Below are 21766 nucleotides of genomic sequence, written 5' to 3'. Positions count from 1 at the left end.
CTTCGATCAGCTTTCTTCGGGCATGGCATAGACCTCGAAAGGTTCGCCGAGACCGCGCAGCATGAAACTGCCAAGCGGCTTCAACTCTTTCCAGTGACCGGATTTTTTCGCAAACTCCTTGGAGAACAGCACAGAGTGGCCGACTTCCTTGGTCAGGCTTTCCAGCCGCGATGCGATGTTGACCGCCGGGCCGATGGCCGTGAAATCCAGCCGTCGCTTGGAACCGATATTGCCATACATCACATCCCCGACATGCACGCCAACGCCGTAACGCAGGAAAGGTTTGTCGCGCCGCTGGTTTTCGGCATTCAGCCGCTCCATACCCTTCTGGCCTTCGCGGATCGCTTCCAGCAGATTTTGGCAGGCATTTTCATTGTCCATCGGGAAAACGGCAAGAAGACCATCGCCCATGAATTTGAGGATTTCGCCACCGTGATTTTCAACCGGCTCGGAAAGTGCGTCAAAATAGCCGTTCAGCATTTCAATCACATCATCGCGTGGCCAAAGATCGGAGATTTCGGTAAAGCCACGAAGGTCGCAGATCATGATGGCGGCGCTCATGGTAGCACCGGACCCTCTGGTGATTGCACCTGCCAAAATCTGTTCACTGGCGTGAGGGCCGACATAGGTCTCCAAGAAAGTCCGCGCCATGATGTTCTTGACGCGGATTTCCGTCACCATTGACAACACCGGCAGAAGGTCTTTCAGGAAGACGATATGTTCAGGCGAAAAACCGCCCTGCTGTTTGGTGGCAAAAGTCACCACATGGCGTTTTCCACGGGTGTGGATCACCGGCCAGGCAACGTAATCGGTAATACCCTGCTGCTTCAGCTCATGATAAAAATCGTGCCAGCCACCATTCTCAATCTCTTTGTCCAGCTTCTTGCGAAGCTCGTCGGCACCATCGAGGATTTCGTTGACCGGGCTTTTGATGTACTGGCCGCTGCGCAGCATATCACGGCCAAACATGTCGATCTGGACTTCGTCAAAGCCCGTTTCCCACAAAAGGCGCGCACCCAACCACTCCGGATGGTGGGTTCTGAAATGCATGGACGAGCGGGCCAGCGGAAGGCCGTAGGCGGCAATGCGCTCACACAGGCCTTTCAGCAAATGGTCAATAAAAGGCTCCTGGCTGGTTCCGTTGATCAGCCAGTCAAGAATATCGTTCGGGGTGGTAGGCCAAGGCGCAAGGGGCTTAGCCTGCGCAGCCTGTTCAGTGATATCCAAGGAATGCTCCATTTGCTCAGCAGGCTTTTAAAAAAAGCCAGCCATTCTCCCGCGCATCCTCCCCACACGCTACGGCTTGAAGATAGGAACGAATTTCGCCACCAACAAGGAGCGAAAGAAAATGGCGGCGTAATTATTCGCTGGCGAAGCAAAAATATCGCACCTGCAGCCAAAACGGCGAAACGCCCCCTATGTTGCCATAGAGGGCGTTTTCAGAATTTCAGATTACGATATCAACCGTTTAAGCGGCGCGACCGACCTTTGCCATGCGGATCTGTACCAGCGTGTCGAGGTTCTGGTTGACGCGGCAATAGAACTCTTCATCGATGAAAGGTCGCAGCATGAAATCATTGCCGCCGGCCTTCAGGAAGCGTGCCGACAAAAGACGATTGGTCGATGACGACACACCGATGACACGCAGTTCATGCGAACCGCGCATGGTGCGAATGCGGCGCGTCAGTTCGAAACCGTCAATATCAGGCATGTTGTAATCGGTCACGACAAGGCCGATATCCGGGTTGTCCTTGAGGATCTGCAGCGCCTTGGCACCGCTTTCGGCCAGGCTGACGCGGAAGTTATAACGCTTCAAACGGCTGGACAGTAGCGCACGCGCGGTTGGGCTATCGTCCACGATCAGAACGTGATGGCGGCTGTTGGTCAGGAAGCGGCAAACCGATTCCGTCAACATATCCACGGCAAACACATTGTCCTTGATGATGTAATCGACCACATCCTTGGCAATCAGCTTTTCGCGGGTCGCCTCATGGAACGTGCTGGTGAACACGATGGTCGGCACGGACAGATCGATCAGATATTCCAGCGCCTCGCCGTTTTCAGCGCCCGGCAGATTGATGTTGGAAATCGCCAGATCAATCGGACCATCTGCGGCATCATAAGCTTCCTGCAACTCTTCGAAGTTGCGGCAAATGGTAACCTGAACACCCAACATATCCATCAGGCGTGTGCTGACCAGCTGGGTAAAGACGTTGGTGTCTTCGGCAAGAATGATACGTTGCGCAGAAAACGGTACACCGGAATATTGCATCCCGGTAATTCCTAAAAAGTTCATGACACCCCCGGTTGTGGACAAAGCCCCTCTGCGCCGGACTGTAACCAATAGTTTTTGCGGAATAATTAATCGCGTATTGCTGATATACACTATTTAAAATCAGCCCCGGACGCCTACGCCGGGGCTGATTTGTTGCCTTACACGGGCAAATCAGGCCCGCAATACTTGGTTATCGCCATCAAACGGGCTTTCTGCCACCACCTGAGCGTCATACAACTTGCCGAGGATCTTGATTTTTAGCTGTGTGCCGATTTCAGAAAACTCCGGTGCCAGCATGGCGAGCGCCAGAGATTTGCCGACCCGCCAGCCAAAACCGCCACTCGTCACACGACCGACCAGCGTACCGTTCGCATTGTAAATTGCCTCCGAGCCACGCGCATCGACATCCGTATTGCCCTCGACCACCAGTGTCGAGAATATCCATTTGACGCCCTTCTCCTTATAGGCGACCAGCGCATCGCGGCCGATAAAGGATTTCTCCGGGCGCAAGAAACGATCAAGGCCGGATTCGTAGGCGTTATATTCCACCGACAGCTCACGTCCCATGTTGCGATAGGACTTTTCGACCGACATCGACACCATGGCTCGAATACCAAACGGTTTTATACCGAACTCGGCACCGGCCTCCATCAACTGGTCGAAAATATAGTTCTGGGTTTCGATGGGGTGATGCAGTTCCCAGCCCAGTTCGCCAACGAAGTTGACGCGCAAGGCATGGGCGCGCGCCACACCAACCGAGATTTCCTTGGCGGTCAGCCATGGGAAGTCCTTGTTGTCGAGGCTTGTGCGGGTCAGCTTCTTCAACAGGTCACGCGACTTGGGGCCCGCCAGAACAAGCACGCCGTATTTCTGGGTGATTGGCTGCAGCACCACCGAACCATCTGTCGGTGCCAGACGACGCAGAACATCATGGTCATGGGCTTCCAGACCGCCTGCCGAAACTAGGTAGAAACGACCTGGTGCCCATTCATAAACCGTGAATTCCGCCTTGACGCCACCGGCCGGTGTCAACAGGTGGGTCAGCGCAATACGGCCGCGCTTCTTGGGAATGGCATTGGCGAGAATGCTGTCCAGCCAAGCCCGTGCGCCGGGGCCCGACACTTCCATTTTGGCAAAGGCCGACATGTCGAGAACGCCGACATTGTTGGTGACATTCTTCACCTCATTGCCGACATGCTCGAAATAGTTGGAGCGGCGGAACGACCATTTTTCGACCGTGCGTCCATCATCGAGCGGTGGCGCATAATTGTGGTTGGTCAGAACATCGACGCCGACGCCCTTTTCGCTTTCGGGCAGTTCGTAACCTTCTGGCGCATACCAGTTGGCACGCTCCCAGCCATAGACAGAGCCGAACACGCCACCGAGTTTCTTCAGGCGGTCATAGACGGGTGTTGTTTTGAGTGGACGCGCCGCGGCACGCTCCTCATCCGGGTAATGCATGGTGAAGACGTTGGCATAGGCCTCTTCATTCTTGGCAATGAGATAGCCCTCGGTCGCATAGGGGCCGAAACGACGCGGATCGACGCCCATCATATCAAGGCTTGGTTCGCCTTCGACAATCCATTCCGCCAGCTGCCAGCCAGCACCACCGGCTGCGGTAATACCGAAGGAATGGCCCTCATTCAGCCAGAAATTTTTCAGGCCGGGTGCAGGACCCACAATCGGGTTACCATCCGGCGTATAGGCAATCGCGCCGTTATAGACCTTCTTGATACCAACCTCACCGAAGATCGGCACGCGCGCAATCGCCGTTTCGATATGCGGCATCAGGCGTTCCAGCTCTTCCTGGAACAGTTCATATTCGCTTTCCGGCGACGGACCATCAACATAACAGACCGGCGCGCCGTGTTCGTAAGGGCCAAGGATCAGGCCACCGGCTTCCTCGCGCATGTACCAGGCGCTGTCGGATTCACGCAGAACGCCCATTTCCGGCAGGCCCTTAGCCTTGCGCTCGAGAATGGCCGGGTGCGGTTCTGTGACGATATACTGGTGTTCGACCGGGATGACGGGAATGTTGATGCCGACCATCTCACCGGTCTTGCGGGCAAAATTGCCGGTACAGGAAATGACGTGTTCGGCAATCACCTCCCCCTTGTCGGTCGTGACCTTCCACTTGCCGTCCTCCATTTGCTCGATGGCGGTAACCGTGGTGTTGCGGTAAATGGTGGCGCCCTTGTCGCGCGCACCCTTGGCCAATGCCTGCGTCAGGTCGGCCGGCTGAATGTAACCATCATCGGGGTGCTGGATTGCGCCGAGAATGCCGTCGGTTTCTGCCAGCGGCCAGACTTCTTTCAACTCCTCCGGGGTCAATAGCTTGACGTTGACACCAATGGTTTCGGCGATACCGGCATAATACATAAACTCGTCCCAGCGATCCTTGCTGCGCGCCAGACGAATGTTGGACACTTTGGAGAAACCGACATTCATGCCGGTTTCTTCCTGCAATTCCTCATAGAATTTGACGGAATATTTGTGGATCTGCCCCACGGAATAGCTGAGGTTGAACAGCGGCAGCAGGCCAGCAGCGTGCCAGGTGGAACCGGATGTCAGTTCCTTGCGCTCGATCAGGATGCTGTCGCTCCAGCCCTTGGTGGCCAGATGATAAAGCGTCGAGACACCGACAACCCCACCCCCGATAACAACGGCCCGTGCATGTGTTTTCATAATCCGAAATCCCTCTGAGGCATGCCGGCCGGTTTGATACGGCCTTTTGCGAAACTGCTGGCGGATGTCAGAATATGCAATTCGAGAGCGATATCAGGTGCCTGTTTACGACATGCGCAAGGCTTGCCGCGACGGTTGGCAAATTGCTTTTAAAACACGGAAAATCGCCACTGTGCGCCGTTACTTGACGACAGCAGAACCTTTGACGATTTCAACATTTTCCGTGCCTTCCAGCGCAATGCGGTCGCCATTCGGGAAGGTAACGAAACAATTGGAGGCACAGACCTGTTCCGAGGCACCAGGTGCAATCACCACATCAAACCGATTTCCACCCTCGCTAACGGCCAGAGAAGCCGGCTCCGCGTCGCTATTGGTAATAGTAGCCGAGACAGCCGCTGTCGCAGACAGAACAATAACCATCATCACGGACAATACATGCTTCATGCGTTTTCGGCTGATGTAGCCGCCCCCCTTGATAGCCCAACCTCTTTGTCAAAAAGAGTATGCGGTGATTCTAAGGGGCACGCCATGAATAGAGGCTGAATAGTGGCAATCAGCCTTTCTTGTCTGTCGATTTGGCCGTTGGCCGAGTGGACACACCGTCAGCAGATTTGTCGGCCGCTTTTGTGTTCGCCGCCGCCTCAACCTGTTGCGGTTCAGGCTTCACCTCGACATTTCCGCCCTCGCCCTCTTCCGCGTCCTTTTCCTTCCGCGCGAGCTTCTCGCTCTCTTCCACCAGTTTGCTGGCCAGAGCCTGCGAGTTGTCACGGTCGACATGCACATTGAGATTGCGCTGTGGCGAAGCGATATCGATGCCCTCCTCACGGAAGCGTCTGAGAATATCGATCCGCAACTGGTTACGAACCGGCAAACCGTCCGACAGGTCGGCCAGGAAGAAGCGCACTTCGAAATCAAGCGAGAAGTCACCAAAGCGCAAGAATTCAACATGCGGTTCAGGATTTTTCAGAATAAGCGGCTGGGCGCGCACCAGTTCCAGCAGGATGTCCATGACCTTGCGTGGATCAGCCTCATAGCTGACGCCAACCGGAATTTCCGAACGGGCGATACGGTTACGGTGTGTCCAGTTGCCAACCGGAGAATTGATGAACTCGGAGTTTGGTACGATGATCGACTGGCGGCGGAAGGTTTCGATTTCGGTCGCACGCACCGAGATGCGCTTGACGGTGCCTTCGGTCGCGCCTGTGACCACCCAGTCGCCGACCTTGAATGGACGCTCCACCAGCAGGATAAGGCCCGACACGAAGTTGGACACGATATTTTGCAAGCCAAAACCGATACCGACCGACAACGCGCTGGCCACCAGTGCGAGGTTGGAGAGGTCAAGCCCAGCGGAGGAAACACCGAAGATGGCGGCAATGGCGATACCGAGATAACCAATGCCCGTCTTGACCGAGTTGCGCACACCGGCATCAGCCTTGCTGCGCGCCATGACATTGTTGTCCAGCCAGCGCTGGAACCAGCGGGTGATGACGTAGCCAATCGCAAAAACCGCTATGCCACCGAACACCGCCAGCAGCGAGATATTGGTGTTGCCAACCGGAATACCAGTCAGCAAGCGATAGCCCCAGTTTTCGATATCGCCGGGCTGGAAACCCCAGGAAAACAGGATCAGCGGCACGCCAAAGGCAAGTGCGACGACATAGATGCCAAGACCGGCAACAAGTCCCAGTTGGTCAAGAAACACAGGACCTAGGCCATAACGCCGGTACAGGAAACTGCCAGCGACGGAATCGGCAAATATGCCCTGTTTGGAAATCGCCTTGCCGGAGAGAATGCCAATATACATGGTAGCCAGCACGGCACCGGTGACGACAATCTGTGTCGACACAAACCGAGCAAGGCCAACATATCCCGTCAAACACGCACCGATGATAAACAGGCCGGCCAGACGAAACAACACGTTCATCCAGCGTGGCAGGCGTTGTCCGGGTGCGGCTGGATCGGCATCCTTCTGCATGACCGGGTGCATGAAGGACATGATGATGAGGATGATACCGACAATGACCGATGCAACGAAGCTTTTCACCACCGTCAGGATAACAGGTGAATACAGCGCCTCACTGATACCGCTCAGCAGATAGTCGAAACCATTGACCACGGTCATGGCCAAAACGGCCCATGTCAGGTGGTGCGCTCCAGTATTGCTGACGCGAACCAGACGCCAGTTCGGGTGCTTGGGTGCAAACACTGCATATGTCAGACGCCAGACGAAATAAACCAGACCGGTAAAGCCCATGGCCGTAAAGACGATCGGCGCAATGTCTGAGCGCAGCACATTGAAGTTTTCAAGCAAAAACGCCGATGCCACCAGGAAGGCAACGACTGTGGCCGATTGCACCATGGTGGACCAGAAGGCCACCGAAAGGCGGCGGATATAACCCGGCTCGCCCGAGAAGGCACTGCGTTCCATGTGGCTGCCAAGGAACTTGTAGCCGCCGACCAGAAACAGCATGGCGGCCAGCAACGACAGGAAGATAGCAGACAGCAGTTGAAGCGGCTTGTAGTTCCACACGAAGGTCCACCAACTGCCAACCACCCGCTGGAAGGACGACACTTCGTTGACCAGCGACGAACCGGCAGCCGAAAACACATTCAGCGAAATCTCGGTGCGCTTGAAAAGCGTATCCTTGAAAAGAGACCGGCGCAGATCTGTAATGTGGTTGGACAACTGACTGGCCTGCGTGGACAGTTGTTCCGCCTCGCCCGTCAGCGCATTGATGTCAGCTCTCTCGGCAATCAAACGGCTGCGCTCTTCGGTGACGATCGGCGCTTCTGGCGGTTGGCCATCCTTCGGCGGTTCGCCAAGTTCATCGAGACGGGTCTTGGCGGCCTCAAAACGTGGGCGCAGGCTGACCGAAGATTTAACCGCGTTGGACGCAATGGCATCGGACTGGGCCTTAAGGTCCACCAGTCTGGCATCATCATCTTTTGCCGCTTCAACGGTCTCTGCCAGGTTACCAAGTGCAGCCTTGTTGTTTTGCAGGTCGGTCCGCATCTGCTCAATCGGTGACGACGCATCCGCCGGTACTCCATCCTGCGATAGCGCCAACGAAGGCACGGCACACAAAGCACTGAGCGACAAAAGAACAATCAATACAGCTAGCCGCGGCAAACGCCGGGCGTCAGGAATGCCAAACACGTCAATTACCTTTCCGGCGTACGGAATCACTTGCGACCCGAATCTGAAATTCATCACGCTGTTTAAACAAGCACACAACGAACATCAGTTTCATACGTGTCACGCAAAAATATTCAAAACCTGTGTGAAGGATTGAAAATTGGCCCGGCAAAATGGCCTTTAGCCCTTGCTCAATCCCCCTCGACTACCCGCAATTCGGCGTGCAATTTGCCGCAAAATAATGCGCGTAGCGGTTTATGAAAAACGATTGCCGCGACAATAGGGCTTCCAAGCGGCTTCTGATGTCCTTTTTTAGGCCAGAAACGCTGTAGAGCCGCTGTTTTCCCTTGTATTTAATATTAGAATCACCAAATTTAAACTTGCAGTTAGCGTGGGAGGAAATCATGGAATCTGCAGGTGTTGGCTGGATTGCAGCAATTGTCATTGGTGGTGTCGCCGGATGGCTCGCTGAACAGTTCATGAAAAGCAATCTTGGCGTGTTGATGAACATCATCCTTGGTATCATCGGTGCGATTGTCGCCAATGCGATACTATCGTTGTTTGGCGTCGTTTTGACCGGTTGGCTGGGCTATCTCATTGCTGGCTTTGTTGGCGCGTGCATACTCATTGCCGTCGGACGTGCATTCCGGAGGTGATTCCTCCTGTATTTACAAACGACTAACAGACATTCCCGAGAGCATTCTCTACCGTCGATCTTCGAGAAAAAGATGGGCGTGTCCAGCGTGAGTGAAATTTTTTTGTCATAAAAAACGAAGAAATTTCATTTCCGCGCTGGACATTCCTTTTTTTCCTCTTTATAGCCCCCTCACACCGCCTGAGGGCGGCGGCGGGTGATTAGCTCAGTTGGTAGAGCAGCTGACTCTTAATCAGCGGGTCGTAGGTTCGAGCCCTACATCACCCACCATTAACTTCCTGAAATGACTGTGAAATTCGAGACTGCGAAATAACTTCGCCGCCTCTCGTCTCATGTCTTTCATGCAGATTTCGAGGATGGGTCATGAGCCGCATTTTGCTTATCGTTCTTCTTGGCGCTCTGGCCATCTCCATCGTCGGACATATCATTTTCGCATTCGTCGTGACGTAAAAAATCCCCCGCGCCCGACTGGAGAAAGGGCACGAGGGATCACATCAAACCTATATCGTTATTCTGTCTGCCGAGCTGTTTCGGGCGTCTCAGTTTTTTTCTGGATGATCAAGACTTCATCGGTCTTTTGATCTGCCGTTTTGGCAATGCTGGCTGTCTTGATTTCATTATCGACTGCAGCTGATGTGTTCAGCTTGGCATGTCCAGCGCATTCGGCAAACGCTACAGGGGCCGAAAGCGCAAGTGTTGAGGCGACTATGAGAATTGCCTTCATATCATTCTCCTTTCGCTGTTTCACTGCCAGAGAAGAGTAACCCGCAATTCGAGAATCACGAAATCACGCTTTCTTACCGTGTTCGTCAGAACCTTTATCCGTCACCGACCGGCGTTCGCTGCGCAGATCGAGAGGATTGGGACAGAAACGCCGAAAGATCATTGCCACATGGGTTCCATGCAAATGGATGATGTTTGGAGAGTAGTTTGCTCCGCCATTTGCGGCCGTCAGTTGACGGCTACCACTTCTACCTGAGCCGTTACCCGTGTGTTGCATCGCGTTTCTCCTTCTGTCAGGGAAACGGGCAATCCACAAAAATGGTTCCAATTTTCAGGCTTTTATCAAATATCCATGGTGCCGTGCGCCACGCGGACGGCACTGCCGCCAATACGTGCGCGGAATATATCACCGGCCTTCACATCTATATGCAGATGAATAAAGGAAGGGCGACCCATCTCGACGCCCTGCTCTATCATGAACGGATAATGCCCATCGGACAGGCCGTCAAAATGATGGATGGCGCCGGACAGTGCCGCCGCAGCCGAACCGGTTGCCGGGTCTTCGGCAATGCCCATTTCAGGCGAGAACATGCGCGCGTGAAATTTGGCGGTGTGGTTCACACCACCACGACAGTAAACGTAGCAGGCAGCCAGCCTCCCCTCCACAAGCGGCGCCGAGCGTTCCCACAATTGCGGATCAAAATCCATTTCTCTGATGGTGGAGATATTGTGTAGCGGCACCAGCAGGAATGGCACACCAGCCGTCCAGATCGAGGGCTGGTGATTTTCAAAACCGATATTGCCTTCGCTGACACCGAGTGCATCGGCCAGCTTCGCGCGGTCAAGCGGCAGCTCGATACGGGAAGACTTTCGCGGCAGATCAAACTCGGCAAACCCAGGCGCATCCTTGCGAAGCCGGATGGCGCAGCGAACTGGCCCCACATTCTCCTCGAGAACGCAAACCATGTCCACGTCGCCACCATTGGGGTTACGCTCCCCCAGTGCCACGGCAGCCCCAACTGTCGGGTGGCCTGCAAAGGGCAGTTCACCGCCGGGGGTGAAAATGCGTAAGGATGCGGCATAGGCAGGGTTATCGGATTTGCGGATGAACACGGTTTCCGACAGGTTCATCTCGCGAGCAATGGCTTGCATCGTCTTGTCATCAAGCCCATCAGCATCATACATGACTGCGAGAGGATTTCCCTCAAGACGTTTGTCGGTAAAAACATCATAGATACTGTATTCGATCGCCACACCAGTCTCCTGCCGTTTTTTATTCCTTATGCTTTTGCCGCAACCTGCCCGACCCCGGCTTTCTCTGCAAGCCCGCAAATGATGGGCATTGCAACTGATAAAGTCGGAGCGCCATTAATCGTGCGCATGGTGAACAGTTTTCATAACGGCCGCATATTTTCAGACACCGTCATAAGGAACTGCCATTTTCCGCCTATAGGGTGCATCAAATCAGGCAGGGAGCCGACCATTGTGACGTTTGTTCGAAAATATCAGGCCATACATCATAAAACGCGCCGGCTGCAGGCCTGAAAGAGCTTGTCGCACCCTCCTGACTTCCTGTACCAAGGTACTGTTCCAAAAGGTAGATTGCATGTCCGGTTCACAACAGTCGCTATCATTTGTCCACGCCAACACACCGGATGCCCGCGCCGCATGCGAAGCATTGATTGCCCGGTATGGAAACGCCCCCTTTGACGAGGCAAATGTCATCATTGCGCTGGGTGGCGATGGCTTTCTGTTGCAGATCCTCAATGAAACCATGAATTCCGGCAAACGTGTCTATGGCATGAACCGCGGCTCGGTCGGTTTCCTGATGAATGATTTCCGCGTCGACAACCTGCATGAGCGTGTGGCGATTGCCACCGGCAATGATTTCCACCCATTAAAAATGACCGCGACGGACGTGCATGGAGCGGAATTTACCGCGCTCGCCATGAATGAGGTCAGTCTTTTCCGCCAGTCGCACCAGGCTGCAAAGCTGAAGGTGACCGTCGATGACAAGATACGGCTGGAGGAATTGATCTGTGACGGCGTTATGGTTGCAACGCCTGCAGGGTCCACCGCCTATAACTTCTCCGCTCACGGGCCGATCCTGCCACTGGAATCACCCCTTCTCGCATTGACCCCGGTCAGCGCGTTTCGTCCGCGCCGCTGGCGTGGTGCATTGTTGCCGAACAAGGTGACGGTGGATATTCATGTGTTGGAAGTTGAAAAACGCCCCGTCAATGCGGTTGCGGATCACACCGAGGTTAAATCCGTGGTAAGTGTGCGTATCGCACAATCCCAGGATAGAACTGCGGTGATTTTGTCCGATCCTGACCGCTCATGGTCGGACCGAATTCTCGCTGAACAATTCACGAACTGATGAAATGATGAAAATGCCAGGTCTAGTTACAAAAGCCCTCCTGACAGCCGCACTGTTTGCGCTTTCGCTGCAAGCCGTTCACGCTCAGACGACACCAACCTCCCCTATCGAGGACCTGCCTGTCGCTGCCATTTTCGTCGCCAGCAGCGGCCTTTGGGAAGACGAGCCGGCCCCCGCTGCGGCAACGACCACGACAGCGACATCGGAAGCACCACCGCCTGCGGCCGCACCGCCACGCCGTGGTTACTACAAGGTCGTTGCGATGCGACAGAATGACGGCACGGCACGCATCTTTATGCAGCAGATTGCCTACACGCCAAATGGCCCTGACCTGATCCAGACGGTGGAACTGGAAGAGTTTTCGAAGTTCAAGGCCTATGTCACCGACATTCGTCCGGAAAGCTCGTCAGGCAACGGCAATGTGCCGGGCCTATTTGTTACCGTTCACCTGAAGACCGATCCGATGTCGACAGAGACTGAAGCCTGGACAGTGCTGATTGATGAGCTTGGCGACATGAAGATCGAGCGAGCCTCGAACTGAACGCTGTGGAGTAGCCGCCTGCGGCTGTTCTGAACCAATCACTTCTGACATGATCAATCCCCGGCCACGACCGGGGATTTTTTATGCCTGAGCAAATGAATACGCCCACATACCTGGTCTCCTCCGGAGCTTGATCTCAGGCAGCGCTTTGCTGCCAAAAGAAAACCCGCCGAAGCGTTGCTCAGGCGGGTTCTTTTGGTGCTGTCAAACTGAATCAAGTCGCTCACGATCTGATTCATCAACAGGCTCTAATGCTTTGTTTTCAATACACCTTACGGAGATATTGAAATCAGTCGATGTCGGAAACATCAATATCGGCACCGCCGCTGATGCGGTGAGCCAGTGCGGCTTCCATGAAGTCGTTCAGATCGCCGTCCAGCACGTTGATCGGAGCGGTGCTTTCCACGCCGGTACGCAGGTCCTTGACCAGCTGGTAAGGCTGCAGAACGTAGGAGCGGATCTGGTGACCCCAACCGATATCGGTTTTGGAGGCTGCCTGTGCATTGGCCGCTTCTTCGCGCTTTTGAAGTTCGACTTCATACAGGCGCGAACGCAACATGTCCCACGCCTTGGCGCGGTTCTTGTGCTGGGAGCGTTCCTGCTGGCAGGCCACAGCGATACCGGTTGGAATATGCGTGATACGCACGGCCGAGTCGGTGGTGTTAACGTGCTGACCACCGGCGCCCGACGAACGGTAGGTATCGATGCGGCAATCGCTTTCGTTGATGTCGATCTGGATCGAGTCATCAACAACAGGGTAAACCCAGATCGACGAGAACGAGGTGTGGCGGCGCGCGTTGCTGTCATAGGGCGAAATACGCACCAGACGGTGAACGCCCGATTCCGTCTTCATCCAGCCGAATGCATTGTGGCCCTTCACGAGAATGGTTGCAGACTTGATGCCCGCCTCTTCCCCGTCATGCACTTCCAGCACTTCAACCTTGAAGCCCTGGCGTTCAGCCCAGCGGGTGTACATGCGCAACAGCATGCTGGCCCAGTCCTGGCTTTCAGTACCGCCAGCACCAGAGTGAACTTCAACATAGGTGTCGTTGGCGTCGGCTTCACCAGACAGCATCGCTTCGACCTGCCGGCGGTTGGCTTCGCTGCGCAGCGCCTTCAATGCCTCTTCGGCGTCCTTGACGATATCCTGATCGCCTTCTTCCTCGCCCATCTCGATCAATTCGATATTATCGTTGACCTGCTGCTCGAGGGCTTTGACGCCGCTGATGCTTTCGTCAAGCTGCTGGCGCTCACGCATCAGCTTCTGTGCTTCTGTGGCATCGTTCCAGAGGTTTGGATCCTCTGCCTTGTTATTCAACCAGTCCAGTCGTCTTATCGCCTGATCCCAGTCAAAGATGCCTCCTCAGCAGGCTTATGGCCTGCTTGATTTCGTCGACAACATTCACAATCTCGTTGCGCATTCGCTGCTATTTCACCTTCGTTGAAAGTCTCTGGACGTCATAGCCCACTCAGGAAAACTGGCCCCGGTGCATAAATGCCGAAGGCGCGGATGTAAAGACCCGCGCCTTCGCTGCATTGTTGTGTGGAGCTTAGTAAAGCCCGCCACCACCGTTGGTAATGGCCTGCTGTGCCTGTGGTGAGGCACGCATGATATCTTCCGGCGACATGTAGTTTTCCATGCCGATAACCGAGAAGCTGTCGGCCGGGCCGGTGCCTGGCTTGAAGGCTTCCATGATCGTGTCTGGATCACCTTCATTGGCATACATGCCGGTCTTGCGGTTGACGGCGATGAACTGCATCCCCTCAGGCACGATGAACTTGCCGGGCGGTGTGTGCTTGGCAGCAGCTGCGAGGAACTCGCCAAAGATTGGCGCTGCAAGCGAACCACCGGTGCCACCACGACCAAGCGGTGCTGGCGTATCGAAGCCAATGTAAAGGCCAGCCACGAGGTCCGGTGTGTAACCCACGAACCAAGCATCCTTTTCATCGTTGGTGGTGCCTGTCTTGCCAGCAACCGGACGATCCTTGACCGGAATCTTACCAGCGGCCGTACCACGGGTGACGACGCCTTCCAGCATGGATGTTGTCTGGTAGGCTGTCATCGGGTCGAGAACCTGTTCGCGGTTATCGATGATGGTCGGCTCGTCCTGACCTGACCAGGTCTGCGCGTTGCAGCCTTCACAGGTGCGTTCTTCGTGACGGAAAATCGTCTTGCCGTAACGGTCCTGAATACGGTCGATCACGGTTGGCTTGATCTGCTTGCCGCCATTGGCCAGAACCGCGTAGGCAGAGACCATACGGGTCACGGTCGTTTCACCTGAACCGAGCGACATGGCGAGAACCGGCAGCATCTTGTCATAGATACCGAAACGTTCCGCATATTCCGCAACAAGGTTCATGCCCATGTCGTCTGCAAGGCGGATGGTCATCAGGTTACGAGACTTCTCAATACCGAGACGCAGTGTCGACGGACCAGCGGAACCACCGCCGTAGTTCTGCGGACGCCAGACCTGACCGCCAGAGACGATCTCAATCGGCGCATCCATCACAACGGAAGCTGGCGTATACCCATTGTCGAGCGCTGCAGCGTAAACGAACGGCTTGAATGACGAACCAGGCTGGCGCATGGCCTGCGTGGAACGGTTGAACTCCGACTGACCGTAGGAGAAACCGCCAACCATGGCGAGAACGCGGCCGGTATGCGGGTCCATGGCAACGAGGCCACCCTGCACTTTCGGTGGCTGACGAAGACGGAAGGTATTGCCGTTTTCTGTCAATGCCTGGACATAGACAACGTCACCAGCCTTCAGAACGCCACTTGGCGACTTGGCGGTGTTACGCTTGCCGGTCGCATCGCGGTAAGCCCATTTCATGTTTTCCGCTGGAATGCTTGCACGGACGCGGTCCTGGACAACCTTGCCACCGGCATCGGTTTCCGGCTGCATGCCGATATCAACGGACTGATCGCCAGCATCCAGCACCACGGCCAGTTTCCACTCCGGCACGTCGCGCAGCGGACGGATCTTGGCAAGGGCAGCGCCCCAATCACCGGATACGTCAATCTCATCGACCGGGCCACGGAAACCACGGCGCTCGTCATAGTCAAGAAGACCGTCCTGCAGCGCCTTGCGGGCTTCAACCTGCAAGACCGGGTCAAGCGAGGTACGAACCGAAAGGCCACCTTCCAGCAGGGCCTTCTCGCCGTATTTATCAACGATCTGGCGACGGACTTCTTCGGCGAAGTAGTCAGACGCAAACAGGTGGGCACCGCCGCGACGCAGATTTACGCCAAGCGGCTGGGTTTTTGCTTCCGACGCATCGGCGGTGTTGATGTAGCCATTTTCGGCCATACGGTCGATCACCCAGTTACGGCGCTCAAGAGCAGCCTTCTCGTAACGGAACGGGTGGTAGTTGGCCGGGCCCTTCGGCAGCGATGCCAGATAGGCGGTTTCGGCAATGGTCAGTTCGGTGACCGACTTGTTGAAATAGGTCAGCGCGGCACCGGCAATACCGTAGGCATTCATACCGAAGAAGATTTCATTGAGATAAAGCTCAAGAATCTTGTCTTTCGAATAGGTCTGCTCGATGCGGAAGGACAGAATCGCTTCCTTGATCTTGCGGTCGATGGTCTGGTCATTGGTCAGCAGGAAGTTCTTGGCGACCTGCTGAGTAATGGTTGATGCACCAACCGGGCGACGGCCGGAACCGAGGTTCTGGATGTTGACCAGAATAGCGCGCCCAAGACCGTAGATATCAACGCCGGGGTGATTATAGAAATTCTTGTCTTCTGCGGAAAGGAACGCAGCCTTCACGCGGTCTGGAATGGCCTGGATGGGCAGGAACAGGCGCTTTTCATGCGCATATTCTGCCATCAGGGCACCGTTACCGGCGTGAACGCGGGTCGTGACCGGCGGCTCGTAGGAGCTGAGAACGGCATAGTCCGGCAATTGCTCGCGAAGGGTGTAGAGATAAAGCGCAGCCCCTGCAGCAGCGCACAGGAAAAGCGCGCTTGCAATACCGAAGAAATATCCAATCAGTCTTATCATATAAAGCTACCGATAATCCGAACGTGGCATTCGCGCTCACCATCAAGCGCATTTTCGCATAGTCGGTGCGGTTTTGCACACCACTCCGGCAATGACAAGCCGGGACATCAGCATTTGCCAATATAGCCGGTCATAAGCCACACCAAACAAAGTCTTTTATGCAAAAGCGACGAGTCGCCCACACATACGCCGAGTAACGCCGGGAATGTGAGTAAAATAGGGCCCTACCCCAGTAAAGCTGGCATTAGGGCCATTGCCAAGACCTTTTCCGGCCAAGGGTCACCTTATCGCAACAGGTCAAACAGCTGAGAACTGCCTCTCCCGCAGCAAACCCTGTGGTTGTATTTGGCGCCGCAAAAGCCACGACCCCACGAAAAAGTTACTGGAAAGTGGACGCTTCAACCGCCGTTGGCGACGAACTGATTGTGATATTTTCCGACCGCCTTTGCCATGACATCGGCCAGCTTTTTACGCCATTCGACATCGAGCAACAGCTTTTCATCTTCCGGATTGGACAGGAAGCCCATTTCCAGCAGAATGGAGGGAATATCAGGCGCCTGCAAAACGCGGAAACCGGCATAGCGATGCGGGTTGTTGATCAGGCCGATCTGCCCTTCAAACGACGCCAGGATATTACCGGCCAAGGTCACCGAGAACGCCTGTGTCTCGCGCCGTGTCAGGTCGAGCAGGATATCGGCCACTTCCGGCTGGCTTGCCGGCATGGCAACACCGGCCAGTTCGTCGGACAGGTTTTCGCGCTCAGCCAGTTCAGCCGCCATGCGGTCGGATGCGCGGTCTGATATGGTGTAGACGGTTGCGCCACGAATGCCCTTTTGTTTGAGCGTATCGGCATGCAGGGAAATCAAAAGATTAGCGCCTTTCTGGCGGGCGATCTGCACACGCTCGGAAAGGGCCAGAAACTCGTCGGATTCGCGCGTCAGCACGGCCTGAATGCCGGGCTCCTTGTTCAGCCGCTCTGTCAGTTCCTTGGCAAAGGCAAGGGTAATGTCTTTTTCATGCGTACCGGTCTTGCCGCCCTGCGCACCATTATCAATGCCGCCATGGCCGGCATCAACTGCGATGATGAACTGGGCCTGCCGGTCACTCTTGCCGCTGACAACGCCATCGACCGAGGCGGTGGTGACTGGAGATGGCGGTTGCCAGCTCTGGTCCTTGACCAGATTGGCGAAGGTCGCCTTGTCGGTGATTTCAGCGTCCAGCACCAGACGAACGCCATTGCCTTCAGAATTTGGCTGCACCTCGGATATGGCCAGGCGCACCGGTTTCTTGGCGGTCAGAACGATCCGGGCGCGGCCCTCGTCCATCGTGCCGAAACGCACGTCACGGAAAAGGCCGGCAGCCTCGAGATCCTTGGCAGGGAATGCAAAATCGGTGGATGGAAGATCAACGACGATACGCTCCGGCGAATCGAGATAATGAACCTCGAATTCCGGCTCTTCGGCAAAATCGATGACAACGCGGGTACGGGCTTCGTTTCCGGCGATACGGGCCGCGCTCGCCACCATCCTTGAACTCTCGCCGATTGCAAAAGCAGCGTTTGGAACGGAGAAGAAAGTGACTGCCGTCAGAGTGGCTGCAAGGGTGATTCGCAGCGTAATACGCGTCGAGCACCGGATTGCCGCCCGCATTTGTGCAATAATCATGACAGCCCAAATCTTTTTTTCATATTCGTCATTTTAGCAAAAGTGCTTTCAAAAGCCCCCAATGCCTCTCGAAACCGCGCCGCCCTGCCCTGTTTCGGTCCGTGTCAGACCACATTCACAGCCATTGGTGAAGCATTTGTTAACGCCTGAATTACTCCAGCAATATGGCATATTTAGCGTGCCTATTGCTATTGAGCCGGATAAACCATACAACACAAATTGAGGGTTTAGATGTTAACGGGATAGATACCCGTAGGGCTGCCAATCGTAAAGACGCTGGCGCTGCAAAACGGGAATCATCTGCCGTCGCTACATTTTTCCTGAAACTGGAACAATTCCGGCATGAGCCGGGCATATACCCGGTGGCATGCCACCGTCCGCCCTTCTGGAAGGGCAAACTCATCGGCCTCAAGGGGCCAGTTATTATCGTATTACCGGCTTGGGCAAATGGTGTCGTTGCAACAGCTTTCTTACATACAAGGCCAAAGCGGCAAGCATTTTGCATTGCCCTTCGCCTCGCTGTTGTCAGTTGACGCGCGCCAAGCGGTAAACATCATTTCCGACGCACCCTCTCATAGATACGGGAGAACCGCCTTTTCGGCGGTACGATCCTCGTCTGTCACGGGGTCGCGTCGAGGAGCAGAGATTACATGGCAGACAAAATGCTTATCGACGCCTCCCACGAAGAGGAGACGCGGGTTGTAGTCGTCAGAGGCAACCGGATTGAGGAGTTCGACTTCGAATCCGAGCACAAGAAGCAGATCCGGGGCAATATCTACCTTGCAAAGGTAACCCGGGTAGAACCATCGCTTCAGGCAGCCTTCGTCGATTACGGTGGGAACCGTCATGGCTTTCTGGCATTTGCAGAAATCCATCCCGACTACTATCAGATCCCGCTTGCGGATCGTCAGGCACTTCTGAGAGCAGAAGCCGAAGAACATCGCGGTAGCGATGATTTCGAGCCAGCGGATTCACCGCACGACCATACAGCGACAGTCGATCTTTCCACAGCTGACCAGCCGGACATCGGCATTGTACCGCTGAGCACTGATGCGAAAGTCTCCGACACATCAGAGCCGCAATCCGCAGCGCCGCAGGAAACTGCCGAAGTTGAAGCTGAAGCTGCGCCTGCAGACGTAGAAGCAGAAGCCGCCAACATTGAGGCACCTGCCGAGGAAGAAAAGCCAAAGAAGCGCGTACGCCGGCCCCGCAAGAAGAAGGCCGATGCTGAAGAAGAAGCATCAGCCGAAGCTTACGGCAGCGATGATGAGACCCCAGGCGGCGAAATGGCTGCGATGGTTGACGCTGACACGATTTCGGAAGAGGTCGAAGGTCTTCGCCGCAATGGCTCTGACGACGATGACGACGATGACGACGACCATGAGAAGGAAGTTATCGAATCCGTCGGCGCAGAAGATGCCATGGAAGAGGTTCCTGATCGCGTAGCGCGCAAGCCACGCAAGCAGTACCGCATTCAGGAAGTCATCAAGCGCCGCCAGATTATTCTGGTTCAGGTTGCCAAAGAAGAACGCGGTAACAAGGGCGCAGCCCTGACCACCTACCTTTCATTGGCCGGCCGTTACTCCGTGCTGATGCCGAATACGGCTCGTGGCGGCGGTATTTCCCGCAAGATCACCCAGCCGCAGGACCGCAAGCGCCTGAAGGAAATCGCACGCGATCTGGAAGTACCAAACGGCATGGGCGTTATCCTGCGTACAGCAGGTGCCAACCGCACACGTGTCGAGATCAAGCGCGACTTCGAATACTTGATGCGCCTGTGGGAAAATGTCCGCACACTGACATTGAACTCCACAGCCCCTTGCCTCGTTTACGAGGAAGGCTCGCTGATCAAGCGTTCGATCCGCGACCTCTACAATCGCGACATCAGCGAAATCATCGTGTCCGGCGAAGAAGGCTACCGTGAAGCAAAAGACTTCATGAAGATGCTGATGCCGAGCCATGCCAAGGTGGTTCAACCTTACCGCGATATTCACCCGATCTTCTCGCGCTCCGGCATCGAAGCGCAGCTTGACCGCATGCTGCAGCCGCAGGTCACGCTGAAGTCTGGTGGTTACCTCATCATCAACCAGACAGAAGCTCTGGTTTCCATCGACGTCAACTCGGGCCGTTCGACCCGCGAGCATTCCATTGAGGAAACCGCGCTGGCAACGAACCTTGAGGCAGCGGAAGAAGTTGCACGTCAGCTTCGCCTGCGCGACCTTGCCGGTCTTGTCGTCATCGACTTCATCGACATGGAAGAAAAGCGCAATAACCGCTCCGTCGAAAAGAAATTGAAGGATTGCCTGAAAAACGATCGCGCCCGCATTCAGGTTGGCCGCATCTCGCATTTCGGCCTTCTGGAAATGTCCCGCCAGCGCATTCGCGCTTCGGTTCTGGAATCCACGACGCAGGTGTGCACGCATTGCGGCGGCACCGGCCACGTGCGCTCCGAGTCTTCCATCGCCCTGCACGTGCTGCGTGGCGTCGAGGAATATCTGCTGCGAAACACAACGCACAACATCACTGTGCGTTCAACGCCGGACACTGCCCTTTACCTGCTCAACCACAAGCGTGGCACGATTGTCGATTATGAAAACCGCTTTGGCGTGTCGATCATCATCGCCGCCGATGCCAGCGTTGGCTCGCAGCACTTCGCTATCGATCGTGGCGAACCTGTCGAAAACCCGGTCAGAATTGAAAGCCTGCTCCAGCTTCTGCCTGTGATCGAAGAAGAAGATGATCCGGTCTTCGAAATCGAAGAGGATGAAGACGAGGAAGAAATCATCAAGGCACCAGTTGCCCAGCCGGCACGCGCTGAGGGTGATGAAGATGGCAATCGCGGCAAGCGCAAGCGTCGTCGTCGTCGTCGTCGCAAGGGCGGCCAGAACGGTCAGGACGCGCAGGCACAGGATAATGGTGCCGAGGGCGATGATGAAGGCGACGAGAGCGATGACGATGCTGACAACGGCGTAGAAACCGTTGGTGGTGACGCCAACGAGACTGCCGATGAAGCTTCGGCTGAAAACGGTTCGTCTGACGAAGAAAACAAGCGCAAGCGTCGCCGTCGTGGCAAGCGCGGTGGTCGTCGCAATCGCTCCGATGAAGAGAACGATATCGAAGCCTCGGGTGAAACTGATGGTGACGACAACAGCACTGCCGATGAAGGCGTTGCGGTTGAGACCGCTGTTGCCAGCGAAAGCGACGTCGTCGTTGTAGAAACCGCGGCTAGCGTCGTTGAAGGTGGTAGCGACGAAGTGGTGTCCGAAGAGCCAAAAGCCAAGAAGCCACGCCGCACCCGCAAGGCCAAGGCACAGGAAGACGCTCCAGCTGAAGAGGCTGTTGCTGCTCCCAAAGCCGAAAAGCCTGCCAAGGCCAAGGTTGAAACCGTAGAGCCTGTGGTTGTTGAAGAGACGGTTGTCGACGCAGCGATTGAAGAAGTTGGTGAAGCTTCTGCCGATCTGAGTGATGACGCAAAACCTGTCCGCGCCAACCGCGGTGAGAACGTTTCATCTTCCGAGCCTGTGGTAACGTCCACAGCCTCGACCGAAGGTGATGGCGATGATCCAAAGCCGCGTAAGGGCGGCTGGTGGCAGCGCCGCGGTTTCTTCTGATAGTAACCTAATAGAATACGAAAAAAGCCGCCCGTAGAATCACTTACGGGCGGCTTTTCATTTTTTGATTCATTGCTTGGCGTGAG

The 21766-nt window shown here is 55.3% G+C and carries 15 protein-coding genes and 1 tRNA gene; 5 read left to right on the top strand and 11 right to left on the bottom strand.

Annotated features, from left to right (window positions below):
- Positions 1-6: 6 nt before the first annotated feature.
- From IB237_RS05920 to IB237_RS05900, 5 genes are all read right to left on the bottom strand, one after another.
- The gene (locus IB237_RS05920; protein ID WP_192487630.1) at positions 7-1239 is read right to left on the bottom strand and encodes an adenylate/guanylate cyclase domain-containing protein; all 1233 of its coding nucleotides are present in this window, start codon (positions 1237-1239) and stop codon (positions 7-9) included.
- Positions 1240-1468: 229 nt separating this feature from the next.
- Positions 1469-2296 (bottom strand): response regulator, encoded by an 828-nt coding sequence (locus tag IB237_RS05915; protein ID WP_192487629.1) that lies wholly within the window; start codon positions 2294-2296, stop codon positions 1469-1471.
- 150 nt (positions 2297-2446) lie between these two features.
- Positions 2447-4960 carry an FAD-dependent oxidoreductase gene (locus IB237_RS05910; protein ID WP_192487628.1) on the bottom strand — a complete coding sequence of 838 codons (2514 nt, stop codon included), beginning with the start codon at positions 4958-4960 and terminating at the stop codon, positions 2447-2449.
- Between the two features lie 180 nt (positions 4961-5140).
- A complete protein-coding gene (locus IB237_RS05905; protein ID WP_192487627.1) occupies positions 5141-5404 on the bottom strand; it encodes a hypothetical protein in 264 nt (87 codons plus the stop codon).
- A 109-nt stretch (positions 5405-5513) separates the two neighbouring features.
- Positions 5514-8174 carry a mechanosensitive ion channel family protein gene (locus IB237_RS05900; protein WP_192487626.1) on the bottom strand — a complete coding sequence of 887 codons (2661 nt, stop codon included), beginning with the start codon at positions 8172-8174 and terminating at the stop codon, positions 5514-5516.
- A gap of 329 nt (positions 8175-8503) precedes the next feature.
- On the opposite strand from IB237_RS05900, the gene IB237_RS05895 reads away from it, so the two are divergent.
- Together IB237_RS05895 and IB237_RS05890 are read left to right on the top strand one after the other, a co-directional pair.
- Complete coding sequence (locus tag IB237_RS05895; protein ID WP_192487625.1) at positions 8504-8755, top strand: GlsB/YeaQ/YmgE family stress response membrane protein; 252 nt, start codon at positions 8504-8506, stop codon at positions 8753-8755.
- A gap of 193 nt (positions 8756-8948) precedes the next feature.
- Positions 8949-9024 (top strand) — tRNA-Lys (locus IB237_RS05890).
- Positions 9025-9262: 238 nt separating this feature from the next.
- Here IB237_RS05890 and IB237_RS05885 read toward each other — a convergent pair.
- The 3 genes from IB237_RS05885 to IB237_RS05875 form a co-directional block, all read right to left on the bottom strand.
- Positions 9263-9478: a hypothetical protein gene (locus IB237_RS05885; RefSeq protein WP_192487624.1), complete on the bottom strand. Its 216-nt coding sequence runs from the start codon at positions 9476-9478 to the stop codon at positions 9263-9265.
- Positions 9479-9541: 63 nt separating this feature from the next.
- Positions 9542-9754, bottom strand: a complete 213-nt coding sequence (locus IB237_RS05880) for a hypothetical protein (RefSeq protein WP_192487907.1) — start codon at positions 9752-9754, stop codon at positions 9542-9544.
- A 65-nt stretch (positions 9755-9819) separates the two neighbouring features.
- The gene (locus IB237_RS05875; RefSeq protein WP_192487623.1) at positions 9820-10731 is read right to left on the bottom strand and encodes a PhzF family phenazine biosynthesis protein; all 912 of its coding nucleotides are present in this window, start codon (positions 10729-10731) and stop codon (positions 9820-9822) included.
- A 352-nt stretch (positions 10732-11083) separates the two neighbouring features.
- On the opposite strand from IB237_RS05875, the gene IB237_RS05870 reads away from it, so the two are divergent.
- Together IB237_RS05870 and IB237_RS05865 are read left to right on the top strand one after the other, a co-directional pair.
- On the top strand, positions 11084-11857 hold the full coding sequence (locus tag IB237_RS05870) for an NAD kinase (RefSeq protein WP_192487622.1): 774 nt from the start codon (positions 11084-11086) through the stop codon (positions 11855-11857).
- Between the two features lie 4 nt (positions 11858-11861).
- Positions 11862-12398, top strand: coding sequence for a hypothetical protein (locus IB237_RS05865; protein WP_371815238.1), 537 nt, complete (start codon positions 11862-11864; stop codon positions 12396-12398).
- A 289-nt stretch (positions 12399-12687) separates the two neighbouring features.
- On the opposite strand, the gene prfB is transcribed toward IB237_RS05865, so the two are convergent.
- The 3 genes from prfB to IB237_RS05850 all read right to left on the bottom strand — a co-directional run bounded on the left by prfB (position 12688) and on the right by IB237_RS05850 (position 18069).
- Positions 12688-13819, bottom strand: a protein-coding gene (gene prfB, locus IB237_RS05860; RefSeq protein WP_192487620.1) for a peptide chain release factor 2 whose coding sequence is annotated in 2 segments (ribosomal slippage) — positions 12688-13749 and positions 13751-13819 — 1131 coding nt in all. Because the reading frame shifts where the segments join, the coding sequence is not laid out codon by codon here.
- Between the two features lie 129 nt (positions 13820-13948).
- Entirely contained in the window at positions 13949-16405 is a 2457-nt protein-coding gene (locus tag IB237_RS05855; RefSeq protein WP_192487619.1) for a penicillin-binding protein 1A, read from the bottom strand.
- Positions 16406-16803: 398 nt separating this feature from the next.
- Positions 16804-18069, bottom strand: coding sequence for an N-acetylmuramoyl-L-alanine amidase (locus IB237_RS05850; protein WP_246787651.1), 1266 nt, complete (start codon positions 18067-18069; stop codon positions 16804-16806).
- A 650-nt stretch (positions 18070-18719) separates the two neighbouring features.
- Here IB237_RS05850 and IB237_RS05845 point away from each other — a divergent pair.
- Positions 18720-21680, top strand: a complete 2961-nt coding sequence (locus IB237_RS05845) for a ribonuclease E/G (protein ID WP_192487618.1) — start codon at positions 18720-18722, stop codon at positions 21678-21680.
- The last annotated feature ends 86 nt before the right edge of the window (positions 21681-21766 follow it).

It is taken from the genome of Agrobacterium sp. AGB01 (assembly GCF_014851585.1).
In the GTDB taxonomy this organism is placed as follows: domain Bacteria; phylum Pseudomonadota; class Alphaproteobacteria; order Rhizobiales; family Rhizobiaceae; genus Agrobacterium.
The sequence above is the reverse complement of the archived record's forward strand: the minus strand, read 5'-3'. Positions and strand labels throughout refer to the sequence as shown.

Coding starts and splice junctions, on each gene's coding strand:
- IB237_RS05920 (WP_192487630.1), bottom strand. CDS start 1,239: ATGGAGCATTCCTTGGATATCACTGAACAGGCTGCGCAGGCTAAGCCC.
- IB237_RS05915 (WP_192487629.1), bottom strand. CDS start 2,296: ATGAACTTTTTAGGAATTACCGGGATGCAATATTCCGGTGTACCGTTT.
- IB237_RS05910 (WP_192487628.1), bottom strand. CDS start 4,960: ATGAAAACACATGCACGGGCCGTTGTTATCGGGGGTGGGGTTGTCGGT.
- IB237_RS05905 (WP_192487627.1), bottom strand. CDS start 5,404: ATGAAGCATGTATTGTCCGTGATGATGGTTATTGTTCTGTCTGCGACA.
- IB237_RS05900 (WP_192487626.1), bottom strand. CDS start 8,174: ATGAATTTCAGATTCGGGTCGCAAGTGATTCCGTACGCCGGAAAGGTA.
- IB237_RS05895 (WP_192487625.1), top strand. CDS start 8,504: ATGGAATCTGCAGGTGTTGGCTGGATTGCAGCAATTGTCATTGGTGGT.
- IB237_RS05885 (WP_192487624.1), bottom strand. CDS start 9,478: ATGAAGGCAATTCTCATAGTCGCCTCAACACTTGCGCTTTCGGCCCCT.
- IB237_RS05880 (WP_192487907.1), bottom strand. CDS start 9,754: ATGCAACACACGGGTAACGGCTCAGGTAGAAGTGGTAGCCGTCAACTG.
- IB237_RS05870 (WP_192487622.1), top strand. CDS start 11,084: ATGTCCGGTTCACAACAGTCGCTATCATTTGTCCACGCCAACACACCG.
- IB237_RS05865 (WP_371815238.1), top strand. CDS start 11,862: ATGATGAAAATGCCAGGTCTAGTTACAAAAGCCCTCCTGACAGCCGCA.
- IB237_RS05855 (WP_192487619.1), bottom strand. CDS start 16,405: ATGATAAGACTGATTGGATATTTCTTCGGTATTGCAAGCGCGCTTTTC.
- IB237_RS05850 (WP_246787651.1), bottom strand. CDS start 18,069: ATGATTATTGCACAAATGCGGGCGGCAATCCGGTGCTCGACGCGTATT.
- IB237_RS05845 (WP_192487618.1), top strand. CDS start 18,720: ATGGCAGACAAAATGCTTATCGACGCCTCCCACGAAGAGGAGACGCGG.